The sequence below is a fragment of the Mucilaginibacter rivuli genome (assembly GCF_019391655.1).
GTDB lineage: Bacteria > Bacteroidota > Bacteroidia > Sphingobacteriales > Sphingobacteriaceae > Mucilaginibacter > Mucilaginibacter rivuli.
Genome location: NZ_JAHXPQ010000004.1, coordinates 190,895 through 207,814, shown reverse-complemented (window position 1 = coordinate 207,814; position 16,920 = coordinate 190,895). Strand labels below are relative to the sequence as shown.

Here is a 16,920-nt window from a genome sequence, read left to right as displayed (position 1 = left end):
CAGCACTTTTTTTACTGTTTCGCTCACTTAAAGATCAACCCTATGGTTGGCGCTAATAGTTGCCGCGTAAGCAAAATGCCTTGGTTATGTGAATTTAAAATGCCATAATATTTTGCCTGGATAAAATAGCTTAGGTTATGACTATGTTCAATGGCAATACCAATGCCCGGTATCAGGCTGTGTTGATTATAATAAGAAGTGCCTGCCTTCGACAATGAAATATAAGAATACCCCAAGGAAGGGGAAACCGAAATAGGGCGATGGGCATTGTTGAACTGAAAGTTATATAAAAATGAAGTGGCCAGTTCGGTATTCCAAATACTGCCAATGCCAAAATTGGAACTAAAGCTGACCGAAAAAAATACCTCTTTTTTTAACCTGAATTGCAAGCTGTTTCCTAAAGAATAATTGGCAATATCACCAACGCTATTACCAATAAGTGGCTGGTTTTCTGCAAGGCTAAAAGGCGATCCGTTGATGGTAAGGGTACGGTGAAGGTTTCCATTCCGGAGATAATTGTAAATGCCTCTCATCGTGTTTGTACCGGTAGTTGGTGCACGCTTCGTTGTATCTACAGCAGGTGTAGGTATCTGCGTCATCAACGGGTCGGCGGTGCTACTTTTGAACAGGCCGGCATATTTAGCCTGCGTTTCGGCGGTGCCCGGGTTGTTAACATTCACATCCATGCTCCTGTTTTGTATCACTTCGTGATAAGCCGGATCTTCTATGCGCGTACTATCTATTGCCGTGGTTTTATAATCAACACTTGCCGATTGATCGAACCCATTGTGATTGGCGGCGGCATTCGCTTTTACATGATCGAGGTACCAGCGGCCGTTTATTTTTTTATAGTTAACCGTATAGCTCTTTTTAAACCCAAGCCCGCTCAGGCTTTTTACATTGTAAAGTGTTAACTCTGTTTTTACGATGGCGTAGCTGGCCGTATCAATGTATAGCGTACCCGCCTGGTCGTTTTGCTTCATCGAAAAAAAGTTGACCACATATACCCGGCTGCCATTTACCCAATCTTTCCCGTTAATAACATAAGTGTATTTTTTGGCACTGTTAGCCGCTAATATAAAGGTACGGGTATGCACCATATCTGTACGATGTGGCACCAGGTAGCTGTTTACCCAGCGCAAAGTATCTTTAGCCAGGCTAAGATCAGTGAGGTGTGTGGCATTGTTTTGTAGCAATACTACCTGCGGCTCTTCTTTTGTTGTGTAGGGCGTATAACGCATTTTTATCACCGCGTCGTTTTTGTAGTATTGACGGTAGGCCACCGAGTCTTTCACAATATGGTACATCCTTAAAAAACCCTCCAGCATCACATCCTTAACGGGATAATTTAGCGGGATTTTACGAATAGCTTTTTGAATGATACTCTCGCCGTTAGAGATGGTGACTCCTGATAAAGTATTGACAGCAGGCATTAACGTGAGGTTGTAAATATGATCGGCCTTATAAGCCACCGAGGTTTTTTGGTAGCCAATACAGGTAACCGTAATCCCATGTTGTTCAATAACCGATTTTTCGAGCACGAGATTAAATCCACCGCCTTTATCAGTACTTGTGCCTGTACTGCCAATCTTAAGCGTAGCACCTGCTACCGGCAATCCGGTTTTACTATCGGATACTTTGCCCGATATAGCGATGATCTGCGCTAACGTCGTGCTTGAAAAAAACCAAAACAAAGCAATCAGGGAGTAGATTTTGCGCATTAGGAAATATCTTTTAATAATTCCAAAAGTTCTTTCTGAGATAAGTTTTCTTTTTCAGACTTATCGTAAATGGATAATAGATAAACTATTTCATCCGGAGTAATTACATAAGTTATCACTCGTGCACCACCTGATTTACCTTTTTGTTTAGATGCAATCGACAAACGCACTTTGTAACAGCCACTACCAATATAACTACCCTGATCTGGATTTTCTTTGAGCGACTGAACAAGTTCTTTCAATTCTTTGGTTAAAGAAATGTATTTTTTGATGAGGCGTTTAGCTTGCTTTTCAAAAATGTCGGTAGTTTTAACACTAAAGCTCATTTAAAAAATCATCGGCGTTACGGGCGTGTTTTTTACCGGCTTTAATTAGTTTAATTTCATCTACGGCCTCTTTCATTTCTTTCATCAATAAAGCCTTTGATGCTGTAATGGTTTGAGTTTTTACAAATGGCAGGCTATCCAATAATTCCATTACAAAGGATGCTTTGCTGTCTTTTATATCAACTATTACTTTCATGATTGAAATGATTTACTCAAAAATAAGCATTTGTTAGCTTCCTGCCAAAATCAACGTTAAGCAGTAACGCCTACATCAATTAGGTTAAACTTTCCCGAATAAAAAAGAGATCAAACGCGGGGTATTGCTCCTGTCATCATCATCAAACCACTCCTGCAGGTCATCACAAATAAAGCCGTATTGTTGAGCCGCAGTGGTAAAATCGGATATATGGTGAACAAAATATGCTAACTGGTGCAATTCGCCGTCCTTTTCAAACTTAGCCCGGCTACCTTCTAATTGTTTATACGGGTGAAGTTCGCAGATATAAAATTGCCCGCCGGGATTAAGCGTTTTAGTAGCTTGCGCGAAAATATGATCGAGGTTTTCAATATGCTCTAATATCAGGCTGCAGGTAATAAGGTCGGCTTTGCCAAATCTCCAAGGTTGGGTAATATCCGCTTGTTTAAAGGTCACTTTTACAGAATTTATCTTCTCTTGTGCAACAACCATCATCTCTTCCGAAAAATCGGCAGCTATCAATTGTTCGCATTTCCCGGCAAGGTAAGCAGTGTTTTTGCCTGTACCGCAACCTAACTCTAATATGGATTGATAAGTAGCATCGCCTAAAATGTTTTTGAGCGCCACTGCTTCCAGGTCGCGGGTTTTATTGATAACGGTATCATATGTTTTTGCCCAATCGTTATAGGCATCTTGTGTTTGTAGCATAAGTTTTACTGTTGATACAAAGATATGGGATTGTAATCAGCATCCTGCATGACAGTTGATAGCCACAGTAACCTATATTTGTAATACCAATTATAGAATCTTCACTAATGAAAAAAACCGCTATACTTTTAGTTTTAGGCTATTTTACGCTTAACACCCTGCAAGCGCAAACAACTACCATCTGGCCAAAGCCAACAAAAGAAATGCACCCCTGGACACGCTGGTGGTGGATGGGCAATGCCGTTGATAATAAAAATACCGACAGGTTATTAACCCTGTACAACCAGGCCGGTTTTGGCGGGGTTGAGGTTACCCCGATATACGGTGCCATTGGTTATGAGAGCCGTTACCTGCAATTCCTGTCGCCGCAATGGATGAGCGCTTTGGACTTTACCATTCAGAAAGCAAAAACCTTGAACATGGGTGTTGATATGAATACCGGCACAGGCTGGCCATTTGGCGGCCCGCAAATTAAATCTGAAAACGCGGCCGGAAAACTGATCATCCAATCTTATAAAATATCAGCAGGGCAGGAAAAGTACGACGAAAGCTTTTTAGTGAACGACCCTAAGCAAGCTAAAGCGGGTGCAATGCTGCAAGCTCTTACGGCTTATGGCGATAATGGCGAAGTACTTAACATTACAGATAAAGTAGGTGCCGATGGCAAACTCAACTGGAAACCTGCAAGCGGTACATGGGAACTATACGCGGCTTATGCAGGCAAAACATTACAACAAGTTAAACGCGCCGCCCCGGGTGGCGAAGGCAATGTAATGGACCATTTATCCAAGCAAGCCGTAACTACCTATTTAAACAGGTTTGATGAAGCTTTCGGTAATAAAACACCGGGCATAGGTTCGTATTTTAACGATAGCTACGAGGTTTATGGCGCAAGCTGGTCAACAGTTATGTTCGATGAGTTTTTACGCCGCCGCGGATATGACCTGCGCCTGCACCTGAAAGAACTACAAAGCAACGAAAGCACAGGAGCGATATCGCGTGTAAAGAGCGATTACCGCGAAACCATGAGCCAGATGTTGCTGGATAACTTTACTACTACATGGACAAACTGGGCGCATAAATACGGCAGCCTTACACGTAACCAATCACACGGTTCGCCGGGCAATTTGCTCGACCTGTATGGCGCGGTAGATATTCCCGAGTGTGAAACCTTTGGCTCAAGCCATTTTGATATCCCCGGCCTGCGCCGTGATAGCGCCGATGTGCGTAATGTTGACCCTGACCCCATGATGCTCAAGTTCGCTTCATCAGCCGGGCATGTTAACGGTAAGCCCTATACCACATCCGAAACATTTACCTGGTTAACCGAACATTTCAAAGGCTCACTATCACAATGCAAGCCCGAACTGGAGCAGGTGTTTTTATCGGGGGTTAACCACGTGTATTTTCACGGTACTACCTACTCGCCCGATGATATCAAATTCCCGGGATGGCTGTTTTACGCATCAACCAATTTTGTACCCGATAACAGCTGGTGGAGCCACCTGCCGGGACTTAACAATTACATTACCCGCTGCCAGTCGGTTTTGCAGGCAGGTAAGTCAGACAATGAACTGATAATTTACTGGCCGGTATATGATGTTTGGGCTAATACCAAAGGGTTGGATATGCAACTGGCCATACACGGTATCGACGAATGGCTGCGCCCCACACAATTTTACAAAACATCAATGGCGCTGCAAAAGGCAGGCTACTCGTTCGATTTTATTTCGGATAAGGCCCTCAGTAACGCAAGTGTAGTAAACGGCGAGATCAGCACGGTAGCTGCAGCCCAAAACCGTAAGGTACTGGTGGTTCCGCAATGTAAATACATGCCTGTTGCTACGTTAGCGGATATACTTAAACTGGCTAAAAACGGTGCTACGGTTATCTTTCAAAAACTACCCGAAGATGTACCCGGCTTAAATGATGTTGAAGCACGCCGTAACCAGTTTAAAGCTTTATTGGATGGATTAAGCTTTACCGATGCCGGTAACGACGTTAAAAAATCAATCACCGGCAGCGGCCAGGTATTGCTGAGCGATGATGTACAAAAAGCACTGGCATACAAAAACCTTCAGGGCGAAGCCTTAACTACCACCGGGCTTAAATTTATCCGCAGGGAAATACCGGGTGGCAAATATTATTACCTTGTTAACCATACGTCAAAAACTATTGATAGCAATATCCCTTTAAATGTGCTGGCTAAATCGGTACTGATAATGGACCCGCAAAGCGGTACGTATGGTATGGCGGCATCAACGGCAGCTAATGGTAAAACCAATGTACACGTGCAATTACGATCGGGAGAGGCTTTAATATTGAAAGCGGCTATCGCGCCAACAGCTCAATTAGCCAAATGGAAATATATTGAAAAAACAGGTACGCCAATAGCTGTTGGTAAAGAGTGGGCATTGCACTTTACCAAAGGCGGCCCCGAGTTGCCTTTAGACCGAAAAATGAGCAAGCTGGTATCATGGACAGACGCTGCCGATGCAAAAGCGCAGGCATTTTCGGGCAGTGGTGAGTACACTACCACATTCAATATCCCTGCAAAAAAAGCAACTGATTATGTACTCGACCTGGGTAAGGTTTGCGAAAGCGCGCATGTATATATCAACGGGCAGGATGCAGGTATATTCTGGAGCATACCTTACAGCCGCCGTATAGGCCATTTGTTAAAGCCGGGTAAAAACACCATTAAAATTGAAGTAGATAACCTGATGGCCAACCATGTACGGTACATGGACCAAAACGGCATGAAGTGGAGAAACTACCACGAGATCAACTTTGTGAATATTAACTACCAGCCCTTTGATGCCGCCAAATGGAAAGTAATGCCATCGGGATTGCTGGGGCCGGTAACTTTAACGCCGGTAGAGTAAGAGCACAAAAAAGCCCCCGATAATTATTATCGGGGGCTTTTCTATTTTCAATTGCTTAAAAACTCTTTTGAGTATTACGCTTAAAACCACCTCCTGCAGGGCGGGGCTTATCTTCAGCTTCGGCTACCGATATGCGGCGACCGTAATAATCAGCTCCATCCATGTTCTCAATCGCTTCGCGCGCCTCATCATCATTAGTCATTTCAACAAAGCCAAAGCCTTTGCTTTGTCCTGTTTCGCGGTCTTTGACTATCCGCAATGATTTTACGTGCCCAAAATCATTAAAAACAGCTGTGAGCTCTTCTTCTCCAACCTGGAAAGGTAGCCCTGCAATAAAAATTTTCATATGGTACAAAGGTACACATAAAAGCCCGGTCAATTGCCACGGCAATGTTATATGTAGCTAAATTCTATTGCTAAAACAAGCCCAGTTGGCCTTTGTCATCTATATCAACATCATCAGGATTGGTAATTTCAAAGTCTATCTTTTTTGCAGGTTTAGCTTCGGGTTCCGGTGCTTTTTCAGCCACTGGCTCAGGGGCTTTTGGTAGTATCGGCTTAGTGTCTGTCTTTGGTTTTTCTGCAACCACTTCCACGGCGGCTTCGGCAATAGCTATTTCTTCTTCATCCGCCGTTCCTGGCAGTTCCTGCTCGGCTTGTTCATCCAGTATTTCCGCTTCTACTACTTCGCTTAGCGTGGTCTCTGCAACCGGGTCGGGTACGTCTTCCTCGTCATCATGCTCGGCTATCAGCGCTATCTTTTTCACCTCATGCGGCGATAAGCGGTTGCCCTGCGCTTTCATGCCTTTTACATCAATGGCATCGGCAAGATTTATCTCCGTAGTTTCCGGTGTGAGCGATTTGCCTTTCAGCACTTCAACCTGCGCAACAGGCTGTGCCGCGGCCGATATCAATACCAGTTTAGAGCCGGCTTCATCGCTGATGATGCTGGTGGGTTTACCAATGGCTACAGGCTCAAAAGTAAAGCGTTTTACAAAGTAATTTTTGGCCTTCCCTTCGTAATGGATAACGGTATAAACCTGCTCCGGGTTATACTTCTCTATCCTGATCATTTTATCATCAAAATGGTTGCTCAGGTCAAAGCTGGTCAGTTCGTAAATGCCGGAGCTCATTACGGTGAGTATACGGTCGTCGCCGTCAAACTCGCCCAGGTACTTGCCGCGTGCATCCACGTTCAGGCGTTTTAGTATCTCGTCATACCATATCTTGCGCCCTGCCAAAGTAGATACCCCTTTGGTTTTAAGCACTATTTTTTTAACCGGGTATTTAGTAATAATATTACCCATCGAACCTCGGCCCTTGATAGCTATATCGGCAAAGTTCTCATCAAACTGCAGCTTCTTTAATTTTGAGTGTGGCTTAAGCTGTACATTGATAATTTCGGCCTCGCCGTTAGGGTTGGCGCTAAAGTACAATGTTCTTGATCCTTTGCCCCCCTTGGTCAGGTCGTATTCTTTATCGCGGGTAACGCCCACTACCGAGAACCTTTTGATATACGATGTACCGCTGGCGCCATCCTTGTATATCATGTTGTAAACGGTGCGCTCGTCGTTCTTTTTAAATACACCTACGTGGATGATATCCTTACCTACAAAAACCTTATCCTGCACTTTGGTGATGATACACTTGCCGTCTTCGCGGAAAGCGATGATCTCGTCAAGGTCCGAGCAATCGCAAACAAATTCGTCTTTCTTCAGGCCCGAGCCTATAAAGCCATCCTCGCGGTTAACGTAAAGTTTTACGTTGGCCAATGCCACCTGCGATGCCTCCACTTTATCAAAGGTACGCAGCTCTGTTTTGCGCCCACGGTCTTTACCATATTTGTCCTTCAGTTTTTGGAACCAGGCGATGGTATAGTCGTTCAGGTGTTTCAGGTGATGGTTTACCTCTTTGATCTCGTTCTCCAACGTCTTCATCTGCTCATCCGCTTTCTTCACGTCAAAGCGGGTGATGCTGCTCATCGGTTTATCAATAAGGCGCTTATAGTCTTCCGGCTCAATAGTTCGGTAAAACTGGCTGAAGAAAGGCGAGAACAATGTATTCAATACCTCTACCACGCCCTCAAAATTCTGCGATGTTTCATAGGCAGGGTTTTTATACATTCCTTCCTGTATGAATATTTTGAGCAACGAGCTGAAGAATATCTTTTCTTTTAGTTCGCTAAGCCTGATCTCCAATTCCTTTTTAAGCAATTGCTTGGTATGCTGTGTACTTTCGGTCAGCATATCGTTCACGCTCATAAAGCGCGGCTTATCGTTATGGATAACGCAGGTATTAGGCGATATGGATACCTCGCAATCGGTAAAGGCGTAAAGCGCGTCGATAGTTACATCGGGCGAAATACCGGGCGCTAAGTGGATAACGATCTCCACATCCTTAGCAGTATTATCCTCTATCTTTTTGATCTTGATCTTGCCCTTGTCATTGGCAGAGATCACGCTATCTATCAGGCTACCTGTTGTGGTGCTGAAGGGTATCTCGGTAATGGTAAGCGTTTTCTTATCTTTTTCAATAATGCGGGCACGCACACGTATTTTGCCCCCGCGCTGGCCTTCGTTATAGTTCGACGCGTCAGCGAAGCCACCTGTAGGGAAGTCGGGCAGCAAATTAGGCCGTTCGCCCTTTAGCGATGCAATAGAAGCATCCACCAACTCTACAAAGTTATGCGGCAATATTTTGGTAGCCAAACCTACAGCTATACCTTCGGCACCCTGTGCAAGCAACAGCGGAAACTTAACAGGCAAGGTAATAGGCTCGCGGTTACGCCCATCATAACTTGATTGCCAGATGGTCGTATCCGGGTTAAAGGCAACCTCGAGCGCGAATTTTGATAAACGGGCCTCAATATAACGCGGTGCCGCTGCCGAGTCGCCGGTTACCGGGTCGCCCCAGTTACCCTGGCAATCTATCATCAGGTCTTTTTGTCCAATCTGCACCATGGCATCGCCAATAGAAGCATCGCCATGGGGGTGGTACTTCATGGTGTTACCAATAACGTTGGCGGCTTTGTTAAAGCGCCCGTCGTCCATCTCTTTCAGCGAGTGGAGTATGCGGCGCTGAACAGGTTTCAGCCCATCGTAGAGGTGTGGTACGGCGCGGTCGAGAATTACGTACGAAGCATAGTCTAAAAACCAGTTTTCGTACAAACCATCGAGCGATATGGTATTATGCAGTATATCGTTATTTTCAGTGCTTTCTTGTTCGTCGCTCATTCTCTAAAAACCTCAAAAATATGTGGATGGGTAAAGATAGTGCATAAATGCAAATGCCGTAAACCAAACTTTTGCACATTTGGCCCCAAACGTGAATAAACTGTGCGTAAAAGGCCTTTATTCGGGATGCTCGCCGTGCACTATGGTACGTTCAATGCGGCTATCAGGAACAAACCAGATAACTGCTACTACCGCGTACAGTAATACGCCAAGCCACGGATTCAAGAAAGACAGCATAATAGCGGTAGCGTAAATAGCAATAGATAATTTGCCTTTCCAGTCGGCACCAATAGCTTTGGCTAACAACGATTCGTGCCCATGGTGCCTTATCAGCATAATAACCAAAATACTATAGGCAATAGCATTCATAATGAGCACTAAGCCATAAAGGATAACGGGCCATTTACTAAAATGGTTCTCGCCCATCCAACTGGTAACAAAAGGTATCATGCTGAGCCAGAACAGCAGGTGCATATTAGCCCAAAGTATAGCGCCGTTAACCGATTTAACGGCCTGCATCATGTGGTGGTGATTGTTCCAGTAAATGCCCACATAAACAAAGCTGAGCAGGTAACTCATAAACACTGGCAGCAAGGGTACTATATCCCGTATATCATCCTTGTGCTCCCCCGGAACTTTAAGCTCCAGCACCATAATGGTAATAATGATAGCGATAACGCCATCGCTAAATGCTTCTAAACGGCCTTTGTGCATGAGGATTAGTATCTGCCCTGAAATAAGCAAAAAGATATGATATATTGATGAATGATGAGAAAATAATAGGGATAAGTTAACTTAATGTAAACAAATTTACCCCCAATTGAAACACTTTGAAGTTTTTGTTAGTTGTAACAGCAACCGATCGAAAACAAAATGAAGAATATCTACCTCAAATATAATGTGCAGACATTTTACTTATCATGCTTTTTACTGTTATACGGTAGTAGTGTTTTCGCACAAAAAGCACCGCCCATTGATACCATTATCCCCGGCAAGGGACCGATAAAAGAGCAGATAAAACAAATAAAGCAGATAAAGAAAGTGCTCCTTTCCGATTCGGCAGCCGGTAGCGCCCCGGCTAAAAGCCCGCTTGTTGATACCACCCGCCAAAACAAATACGGCGATTTGCTGAATGATGATAAAGTATACAACAAACGGTACCCTATATGGAAACCTGCCTTAGGTGTATTTGGCGTTAACGCCTTTACCTGGTCAATAGACAGGTTTCTACTGAATGCCGATTTTTCGCGCATTGGGCCCGGCACCTGGAAATATAATTTTGATAAAGGCTGGGAGTGGGATGATGACCGCTTTGGGGTAAATTTTGTAGCGCACCCCTACACAGGCTCAATGTATTTTAACCAGGCGCGCTCGCAAGGCTATAGTTACGCACAGGCTGTTCCGTTTGCCGTTGGCGGCAGCTTAATGTGGGAGTACTTTGGCGAGAATACCCGGCCATCTTATAATGATTTAGTAAACACAACTATTAACGGGGCTTTTTTAGGAGAGGTATTTTACCGCATTAGCTCAAATATCCTCGACGACCGCACAACAGGCGGCAACCGTGTAGTGCGCGAGATATTTGCCGGGCTGATAGATCCGGTACGTGGCTTCAACAGGTTGTTACAAGGCAAAACCTTCAGGCATACCAATAAAGAGGTGTATCAAAAAGAGCCCTTGAACATTACGCTTACCGGCGGTATACATAAAATAAACAGCGACGATAAAACCTTTTTTGGTTACGGACCAACTGATGCCATTGTGAACCTCCAGCTTGATTATGGTAACCCCTTTGAGGAACGCAGGCGTAAACCATTTGATTTTTTCAGGTTCCGTACCGAATTTAGTTTTGGCTCGGGCCGAAAATTATTAGATAACATAACAGGCTACGGGGTTTTGCTCGGTGGTAATGCACACTTTGGCAAACTCTCATTCTTATACGGGGCTTTCCAATATTATGATTACTGGGATAATAAAACCTTTGAGCTGGGCGCGGTTGGTTTTGGCGGTGGTGTCATCAGTAAATATCCCATTAGCAAATCCATCAATTTATACACCAATGTGCACGTCGCTTTAGTTCCACTGGCGGGCAACAGCACCCGTTTTGGGCCTGATACATCGCAGATACGGGATTATACTTATAATGACGGCATAGAAGCTAAATTTGAAAGTACCCTTAACATTGGTAAACACATCAGTGGTTCGCTGGCATATTACTACTACATTATGCATACCATTGTTGGGCCGGCAGGTAATAACTATGTTGGCATTTTAAGGCCGCGCATCAGCGTAGCGTTTTACAAAAACCTAAGCATAGGTTTTGAGCACTTTGTTTATTACGATGACCGTTACCTGAAAAACTTCCCGGGTATATTTTCAGTGCGCACCGAGCAGAAGATATTCCTTACCATGTTTCTCGAAGACCCGCAGCGTAAGGGCAGGTACAATTAAAATGATTGGCGGTACCAGGCTTATTCCTTGGTATTGCCAAATTCCATCAGGTAAGCTTTTAAAAACTCGTCCAGGTCGCCATCTAATACGCCCTGCGCGTTTGATGTTTCGTAATTGGTACGGATGTCTTTAACCAGCTTATAAGGGTGCAACACATAGTTACGTATTTGTGAGCCCCATTCTATCTTTTTCTTATTGCCCTCAATTTCGTTGGTAATCTCCATGCGCTTGCGCATTTCTATCTCATATAACTGAGATTTTAGTAAGCGTATAGCATTCTCTTTATTTTGAAGTTGCGAGCGTGATTCCTGATTTTTGATAATGATGCCCGATGGCTTGTGATGTAAACGTACCGCGGTTTCTACCTTGTTCACGTTTTGGCCGCCTGCCCCGCCCGAGCGGAAGGTATCAAACTCAATATCTGCAGGGTTAACGTATATCTCAATGGTATCATCAACCAATGGGTACACGTATACCGATGCAAATGAGGTATGGCGCTTGGCATTGGCATCAAAAGGCGATATACGCACCAAACGGTGTACGCCATTTTCGCCTTTAAGGTAGCCATAGCTAAAATCGCCCTCAAACTGCAAGGTTACAGTTTTAACCCCGGCAACATCACCTTCCTGAAAATCCTGTTCGGTAATTTTATAACCATGCTTTTGCGCCCACATGATGTACATCCGCATCAGCATACTGCACCAGTCGCAGCTTTCGGTACCACCTGCGCCCGCGGTTATTTGTATAACGGCACTTAGCTGGTCCTCTTCGGCCGATAGCATGTTTTTAAATTCAAGCTCTTCGGTAGTTTTAAGCGCAACATCGTATTGTTCGTCCATTTCATCAGCGCTGGCATCACCGGCCTGGTAAAACTCAAACATTACATCAGTATCTTCCACCACTGTTTCCAGTTTGGCGTAAGCGTCTGTCCATTGTTTTATGCTTTTTATTCCGGCCAAAACCTTTTCGGCGTTTTTGGGCGAATCCCAAAAACCGGGGCTTGTGGTTATCGCCTCCTGGGTGTGTAGTTCATCGAGCTTCCGGTCGATGTCAAAGATGCCTCCTCAGGGAAGCTGTTCTATCCCTTAAATCCTGCAATTGCTCTTTAGTCATACAGCAAACATAATAAAAATGTGTGAGAGCATGTGCAAATGAGGGATAATACAGTAGCAATGTCACCAACTTGTTGAAATCAGCGTAATCCCAAAATCAAATCAAAAGAATAAGCGGTCAAAAAAAGAATGGCCCGCCGGTATTAACCAACGAGCCATTTATATAGTATAGCAATATTCGTTTGTCGCCTTTACGAAGCGGCAAGCATCATTCCGTTAACCATACCGCTCAGGTCGGTACGGTTACCGTTAAGCTGCGAAAACAGGGTGCCCATGTTCTTTTCATTTTTAGTTTGCTGTACCAATTGTACCATAACCGATGGTATCAATTCTTCGGCAACTTTATAAGCCGCATTTGGGGCAATACCATAATAAGTATTAAGCCTGTTGGCAAACTTGTTGATCATGCTATTCACCAAAGCATTGTTGTAAATACCTTTTATCTGGAAAAAGGTAACCAGGTCTTTTAGGCGGCCGCTTTCTATCTGTTTCTTCAGCACATCAATAATTGAGCTAGATGCCTCAGTCATAACAGATTCGTGGTCTTTCTCTTGAATGGTCGGGTTGTTAATAACAGCTTTATCTGCGTTATTTTTAACTAATTGGAACAATTTTTCAAACATTGCTAAATGATTTAATATAAATTTACGAAAATGGTTAATTCTTGTTGTTTTTATTAAAGATACTTCAAAGATACTAAAACATTATTTGAATATTCAAAAAATATTTTACATTTTATTGTCAATTTCTTAATCTTGTTTGTGTAAAAATAACACTAAGCTATCGGTGTATTTTAAACACTATCATTCTTTATTTGTAAACTATTATCCTTTAATTTACAGCGAGGTTTAAACCGGTATAATTGGACCATAACACTATCAAATATGTTGCCTAAAATTAATTTCACACAGACTAAAGCGTATGAATATCTGTCAGACCATTTTGACAAGATTTCTGAAACTCATTTAAAAGACTTGTTTGTATCTGATAATGAGCGGTTTAATAAATTTTCCATCCAGTTTGAAGATATTCTGCTTGATTACTCAAAAAACCGGATTGATGATGAAACCGTTGCTCTTTTAATACAGTGCGCAAAAGAATGTATGTTAAAAGATGCAATAAGCGCCATGTTCTCGGGTGAAGTGATCAACATGACCGAAGGCCGCCCCGTGTTGCATGTAGCATTAAGAAACCAAAGCAATACCCCAATTTTGGTTGAAGGTAAAGATGTGATGCCAGATGTGAACGCCGTGTTGAAACACATGGAAGAGTTTTCGGCAGCGGTTATTGGCGGTGATTGGAAAGGCTATACCGGCAAACAAATTACCGATGTGGTGAATATAGGCATCGGCGGCTCGGATCTGGGACCCGTAATGGTGACCGAAGCGCTCAAATCTTACAAAACACGTTTAAACCTTCACTTTGTATCCAACGTAGATGGTACACATATAGCGGAAGCATTAAAATCGCTTAACCCAGAAACTACACTGTTCCTCATCGCGTCAAAAACCTTTACCACGCAAGAGACCATGGCGAACGCGCACAGCGCCCGCGACTGGTTTTTAAAAGGTGCCGGCGCGAAAGAGACCGATATAGCCAAACACTTTGCAGCGCTATCTACCAATGGCAAGGCCGTTTCGGAGTTTGGTATAGACACCAATAACATGTTTGGTTTTTGGGATTGGGTGGGCGGCCGTTACTCGCTATGGAGCGCCATTGGCTTATCTATATGCTTAAGTGTTGGCTACGATAACTTTAAAGAATTATTGGCCGGTGCCCATGCGATGGACAACCACTTTAAGGATACCGAGTTTGAACAAAACATCCCGGTTACGCTTGCGCTGATGGGTATCTGGTACAACAACTTCTTTGATGCGCAAACCCAGGCTATTTTACCATACGATCAATACCTGCACCGCTTTGCAGCATACTTTCAGCAAGGTGATATGGAAAGCAATGGCAAGCACGTAAACCGCAACGGTAACGAGGTGGACTACTCCACCGGGCCGATCATCTGGGGAGAACCGGGCACCAACGGACAGCATGCCTTTTACCAGCTGATACACCAGGGTACTAAACTCATTCCTTGCGACTTTATAGCGCCCGCACAGAGCCATAACCCGATAGGCGAGCACCATACCCTGCTGCTCTCCAACTTCTTCGCCCAAACCGAAGCGTTGATGAACGGTAAAACCGAAGACGAAGTAATTGCTGAACTAAAAGCCTCCGGCAAAACCGAGCATGAGATAGAAGAGATAGCCCCCTTCAAAGTATTTGAAGGTAATAGGCCAACCAACTCTATCCTGGTAAAAAAGATAACGCCACGCTCATTAGGTTCGCTTATCGCGATGTACGAGCACAAAATATTTGTACAAGGCATCATGTGGAACATTTACAGCTTCGATCAATGGGGTGTTGAACTCGGCAAACAACTGGCCGGAAAGATACTGCCTGAATTACGAAATGATGCCGATGTAACCAGCCACGATAGTTCGACCAATGGATTGATCAACCAGTTTAAGGCCTGGAGGTAGGCGTGATAGCATTAGATTTGACAACTTTTTAAAAGTTGTCAAATCTTTCTGGGATAATTACTTCTTCACCCACCCATCTTTCAAGGTCACCGTCCTGTTAAACACCAACTTATTAGGCGTCGAGGTCTTATCCAAACAAAAATACCCTTTACGGATAAACTGATACCCTTTGCCAACTTCCACAGTCGCCATATCAGGTTCCACGTAGGCTTGTATTACTTTCAGGCTATCAGGGTTCAGGTAATCCTTAAAGTCACCTTCCTCTTCGCTTGGATTTTCCACTTTCAGCAGGCGGTCGTACAGGCGCACCTTGGCGGTTTTGGCGTGGGGTACGCTCACCCAGTGGATGGTACCCTTTACATTGATACCGCTGGTATCATGGCCCGATTTCGACTCTGGGATATAGCTGCAATGAATCTCGGTAATGTTGCCTTCGGCATCTTTCCTGAAATCATCGCATTTTACAATATAGGCATTCTTCAATCTTACCATCAAACCCGGGCCAAGGCGGAAGAACTTCTTCGGGGCCTCTTCCATAAAGTCCTCGCGCTCTATCCAAAGCTCACGGCTGAAAGGGATATCGCGGCCGCCTTCGCCACCTTCAACCTCGGGGTTGTTTTCGCCATGCAGCATTTCTTCCTGTCCGGCAGGATAGTTGGTGATCACCAGCTTTACCGGGTCCAACACGGCCATACGGCGCCAGGCGGTTTTGTTCAAATCCTCGCGGATGCAAAATTCCAGCAGGCTCAGGTCTATCATGTTCTCGCGTTTGGCAATGCCTATGCGCTCGCAAAACTCGCGGATGGAGTGCGGCGTATAACCACGGCGGCGTAAACCGCTAATGGTAGGCATACGCGGGTCGTCCCAATCTTCCACCAAACCCTCGTTCACCAGTTGCAGCAGCTTGCGCTTGCTCATCACGGTGTAGGTCATGTTCAGGCGGGCAAACTCGTATTGTTTTGACGGGAATATGCCCAGGTTGGCTATAAACCACTCATACATATCGCGGTGCGATACAAACTCCAGCGTACACACCGAATGCGTAATTTCCTCTATCGAATCACTCTGCCCGTGCGCGAAATCGTACATCGGGTAAATACACCAGGTATCGCCGGTGCGGTGGTGGTGCGCGTGCTTAATGCGGTACATGATCGGGTCGCGCATAAGCATATTTGGCGATGCCAAATCCACCTTGGCACGCAGTACCTTGGCACCATCCGGGTATTTACCTTCCTTCATTTCGGTAAACAGGGCCAGGTTCTCCTCAACGCTGCGGTTGCGGTAAGCATTGCCAACACCGGGTTCGGTTGGGGTGCCTTTTTGGTGCGCAATTTCCTCGGCGGTGCTGTCGTCAACATAAGCTAATCCTTTCTTGATCAGCTCCACCGCGAAGGCGTATATCTTATCAAAATAGTCCGACGCGTAAAACTCGTTGGCCCAATCAAAGCCCAGCCATTTTACATCCGCCTTAATACTTTCTACGTACTCGGTATCTTCGGTAACGGGGTTGGTATCGTCAAAACGCAGGTTGGTTTTGCCGTTGTATTTTTTGGCTAATCCAAAATTCAAACAAATTGATTTGGCGTGGCCTATATGCAAATATCCGTTAGGCTCCGGCGGAAAACGCGTTAATACCCTGCCGCCATTTTTGCCGTTGCGTATATCTTCTTCAACTATCTCTTCTAAAAAATTTAATGATCGTTCTTCGCTCATACGGCAAAGGTAATGAATTGGGTAATTTCTTTTGTATCAAG

General features: G+C 44.5%; 13 protein-coding genes. 3 read left to right on the top strand and 10 right to left on the bottom strand.

Annotated features, from left to right (window positions below):
* Nucleotides 1-23 precede the first annotated feature (23 nt).
* From KXQ82_RS10780 to KXQ82_RS10765, 4 genes are all read right to left on the bottom strand, one after another.
* Nucleotides 24-1,721, bottom strand: a complete 1,698-nt coding sequence (locus KXQ82_RS10780; protein WP_219488359.1) for a carboxypeptidase-like regulatory domain-containing protein — start codon at nucleotides 1,719-1,721, stop codon at nucleotides 24-26.
* On the bottom strand, nucleotides 1,721-2,047 hold the full coding sequence (locus KXQ82_RS10775; RefSeq protein ID WP_219488358.1) for a type II toxin-antitoxin system RelE/ParE family toxin: 327 nt from the start codon (nucleotides 2,045-2,047) through the stop codon (nucleotides 1,721-1,723). Before KXQ82_RS10775 ends, KXQ82_RS10780 begins: the two co-directional genes overlap by 1 nt.
* Entirely contained in the window at nucleotides 2,037-2,243 is a 207-nt protein-coding gene (locus tag KXQ82_RS10770; RefSeq protein WP_219488357.1) for a hypothetical protein, read from the bottom strand. Before KXQ82_RS10770 ends, KXQ82_RS10775 begins: the two co-directional genes overlap by 11 nt.
* 84 nt (nucleotides 2,244-2,327) lie before the next feature.
* On the bottom strand, nucleotides 2,328-2,951 hold the full coding sequence (locus KXQ82_RS10765) for a class I SAM-dependent methyltransferase (RefSeq protein ID WP_219488355.1): 624 nt from the start codon (nucleotides 2,949-2,951) through the stop codon (nucleotides 2,328-2,330).
* Nucleotides 2,952-3,058: 107 nt separating this feature from the next.
* Here KXQ82_RS10765 and KXQ82_RS10760 point away from each other — a divergent pair, with 107 nt between their 5' ends.
* Nucleotides 3,059-5,836 (top strand): glycosyl hydrolase, encoded by a 2,778-nt coding sequence (locus tag KXQ82_RS10760; RefSeq protein WP_219488354.1) that lies wholly within the window; start codon nucleotides 3,059-3,061, stop codon nucleotides 5,834-5,836.
* Nucleotides 5,837-5,891: 55 nt separating this feature from the next.
* Here KXQ82_RS10760 and rbp read toward each other — a convergent pair whose 3' ends face one another.
* The 3 genes from rbp to KXQ82_RS10745 all read right to left on the bottom strand — a co-directional run bounded on the left by rbp (nucleotide 5,892) and on the right by KXQ82_RS10745 (nucleotide 9,783).
* Complete coding sequence (gene rbp, locus KXQ82_RS10755) at nucleotides 5,892-6,182, bottom strand: RNA-binding regulator (RefSeq protein WP_219488352.1); 291 nt, start codon at nucleotides 6,180-6,182, stop codon at nucleotides 5,892-5,894.
* A gap of 70 nt (nucleotides 6,183-6,252) precedes the next feature.
* Nucleotides 6,253-9,069 carry a DNA gyrase/topoisomerase IV subunit A gene (locus KXQ82_RS10750; protein ID WP_219488350.1) on the bottom strand — a complete coding sequence of 939 codons (2,817 nt, stop codon included), beginning with the start codon at nucleotides 9,067-9,069 and terminating at the stop codon, nucleotides 6,253-6,255.
* A gap of 117 nt (nucleotides 9,070-9,186) precedes the next feature.
* Nucleotides 9,187-9,783, bottom strand: coding sequence for a TMEM175 family protein (locus KXQ82_RS10745; RefSeq protein WP_219488348.1), 597 nt, complete (start codon nucleotides 9,781-9,783; stop codon nucleotides 9,187-9,189).
* A gap of 159 nt (nucleotides 9,784-9,942) precedes the next feature.
* On the opposite strand from KXQ82_RS10745, the gene KXQ82_RS10740 reads away from it, so the two are divergent.
* Entirely contained in the window at nucleotides 9,943-11,520 is a 1,578-nt protein-coding gene (locus KXQ82_RS10740) for a DUF3943 domain-containing protein (protein WP_219488347.1), read from the top strand.
* Between the two features lie 20 nt (nucleotides 11,521-11,540).
* Here the strand turns inward: KXQ82_RS10740 and prfB are convergent.
* A protein-coding gene (gene prfB, locus KXQ82_RS10735; protein ID WP_219488346.1) for a peptide chain release factor 2 occupies nucleotides 11,541-12,633 on the bottom strand; the annotation gives its coding sequence in 2 pieces (ribosomal slippage) (nucleotides 11,541-12,572 and nucleotides 12,574-12,633; 1,092 coding nt in all).
* Between the two features lie 190 nt (nucleotides 12,634-12,823).
* Nucleotides 12,824-13,255, bottom strand: coding sequence for a hypothetical protein (locus tag KXQ82_RS10730; RefSeq protein ID WP_219488344.1), 432 nt, complete (start codon nucleotides 13,253-13,255; stop codon nucleotides 12,824-12,826).
* Nucleotides 13,256-13,516: 261 nt separating this feature from the next.
* On the opposite strand from KXQ82_RS10730, the gene pgi reads away from it, so the two are divergent.
* On the top strand, nucleotides 13,517-15,166 hold the full coding sequence (pgi, locus tag KXQ82_RS10725) for a glucose-6-phosphate isomerase (protein WP_219488343.1): 1,650 nt from the start codon (nucleotides 13,517-13,519) through the stop codon (nucleotides 15,164-15,166).
* A 57-nt stretch (nucleotides 15,167-15,223) separates the two neighbouring features.
* Here pgi and KXQ82_RS10720 read toward each other — a convergent pair whose 3' ends face one another.
* Nucleotides 15,224-16,879, bottom strand: a complete 1,656-nt coding sequence (locus KXQ82_RS10720) for a glutamine--tRNA ligase/YqeY domain fusion protein (RefSeq protein WP_219488341.1) — start codon at nucleotides 16,877-16,879, stop codon at nucleotides 15,224-15,226.
* Nucleotides 16,880-16,920: the final 41 nt, after the last annotated feature.

What these genes read in the sequence shown, in the direction of transcription:
- KXQ82_RS10780 (WP_219488359.1), bottom strand. Translation starts at nt 1,721, where the DNA reads ATGCGCAAAATCTACTCCCTGATTGCTTTGTTTTGGTTTTTTTCAAGC.
- KXQ82_RS10775 (WP_219488358.1), bottom strand. Translation starts at nt 2,047, where the DNA reads ATGAGCTTTAGTGTTAAAACTACCGACATTTTTGAAAAGCAAGCTAAA.
- KXQ82_RS10770 (WP_219488357.1), bottom strand. Translation starts at nt 2,243, where the DNA reads ATGAAAGTAATAGTTGATATAAAAGACAGCAAAGCATCCTTTGTAATG.
- KXQ82_RS10765 (WP_219488355.1), bottom strand. Translation starts at nt 2,951, where the DNA reads ATGCTACAAACACAAGATGCCTATAACGATTGGGCAAAAACATATGAT.
- KXQ82_RS10760 (WP_219488354.1), top strand. Translation starts at nt 3,059, where the DNA reads ATGAAAAAAACCGCTATACTTTTAGTTTTAGGCTATTTTACGCTTAAC.
- rbp (WP_219488352.1), bottom strand. Translation starts at nt 6,182, where the DNA reads ATGAAAATTTTTATTGCAGGGCTACCTTTCCAGGTTGGAGAAGAAGAG.
- KXQ82_RS10750 (WP_219488350.1), bottom strand. Translation starts at nt 9,069, where the DNA reads ATGAGCGACGAACAAGAAAGCACTGAAAATAACGATATACTGCATAAT.
- KXQ82_RS10745 (WP_219488348.1), bottom strand. Translation starts at nt 9,783, where the DNA reads ATGCACAAAGGCCGTTTAGAAGCATTTAGCGATGGCGTTATCGCTATC.
- KXQ82_RS10740 (WP_219488347.1), top strand. Translation starts at nt 9,943, where the DNA reads ATGAAGAATATCTACCTCAAATATAATGTGCAGACATTTTACTTATCA.
- KXQ82_RS10730 (WP_219488344.1), bottom strand. Translation starts at nt 13,255, where the DNA reads ATGTTTGAAAAATTGTTCCAATTAGTTAAAAATAACGCAGATAAAGCT.
- pgi (WP_219488343.1), top strand. Translation starts at nt 13,517, where the DNA reads ATGTTGCCTAAAATTAATTTCACACAGACTAAAGCGTATGAATATCTG.
- KXQ82_RS10720 (WP_219488341.1), bottom strand. Translation starts at nt 16,879, where the DNA reads ATGAGCGAAGAACGATCATTAAATTTTTTAGAAGAGATAGTTGAAGAA.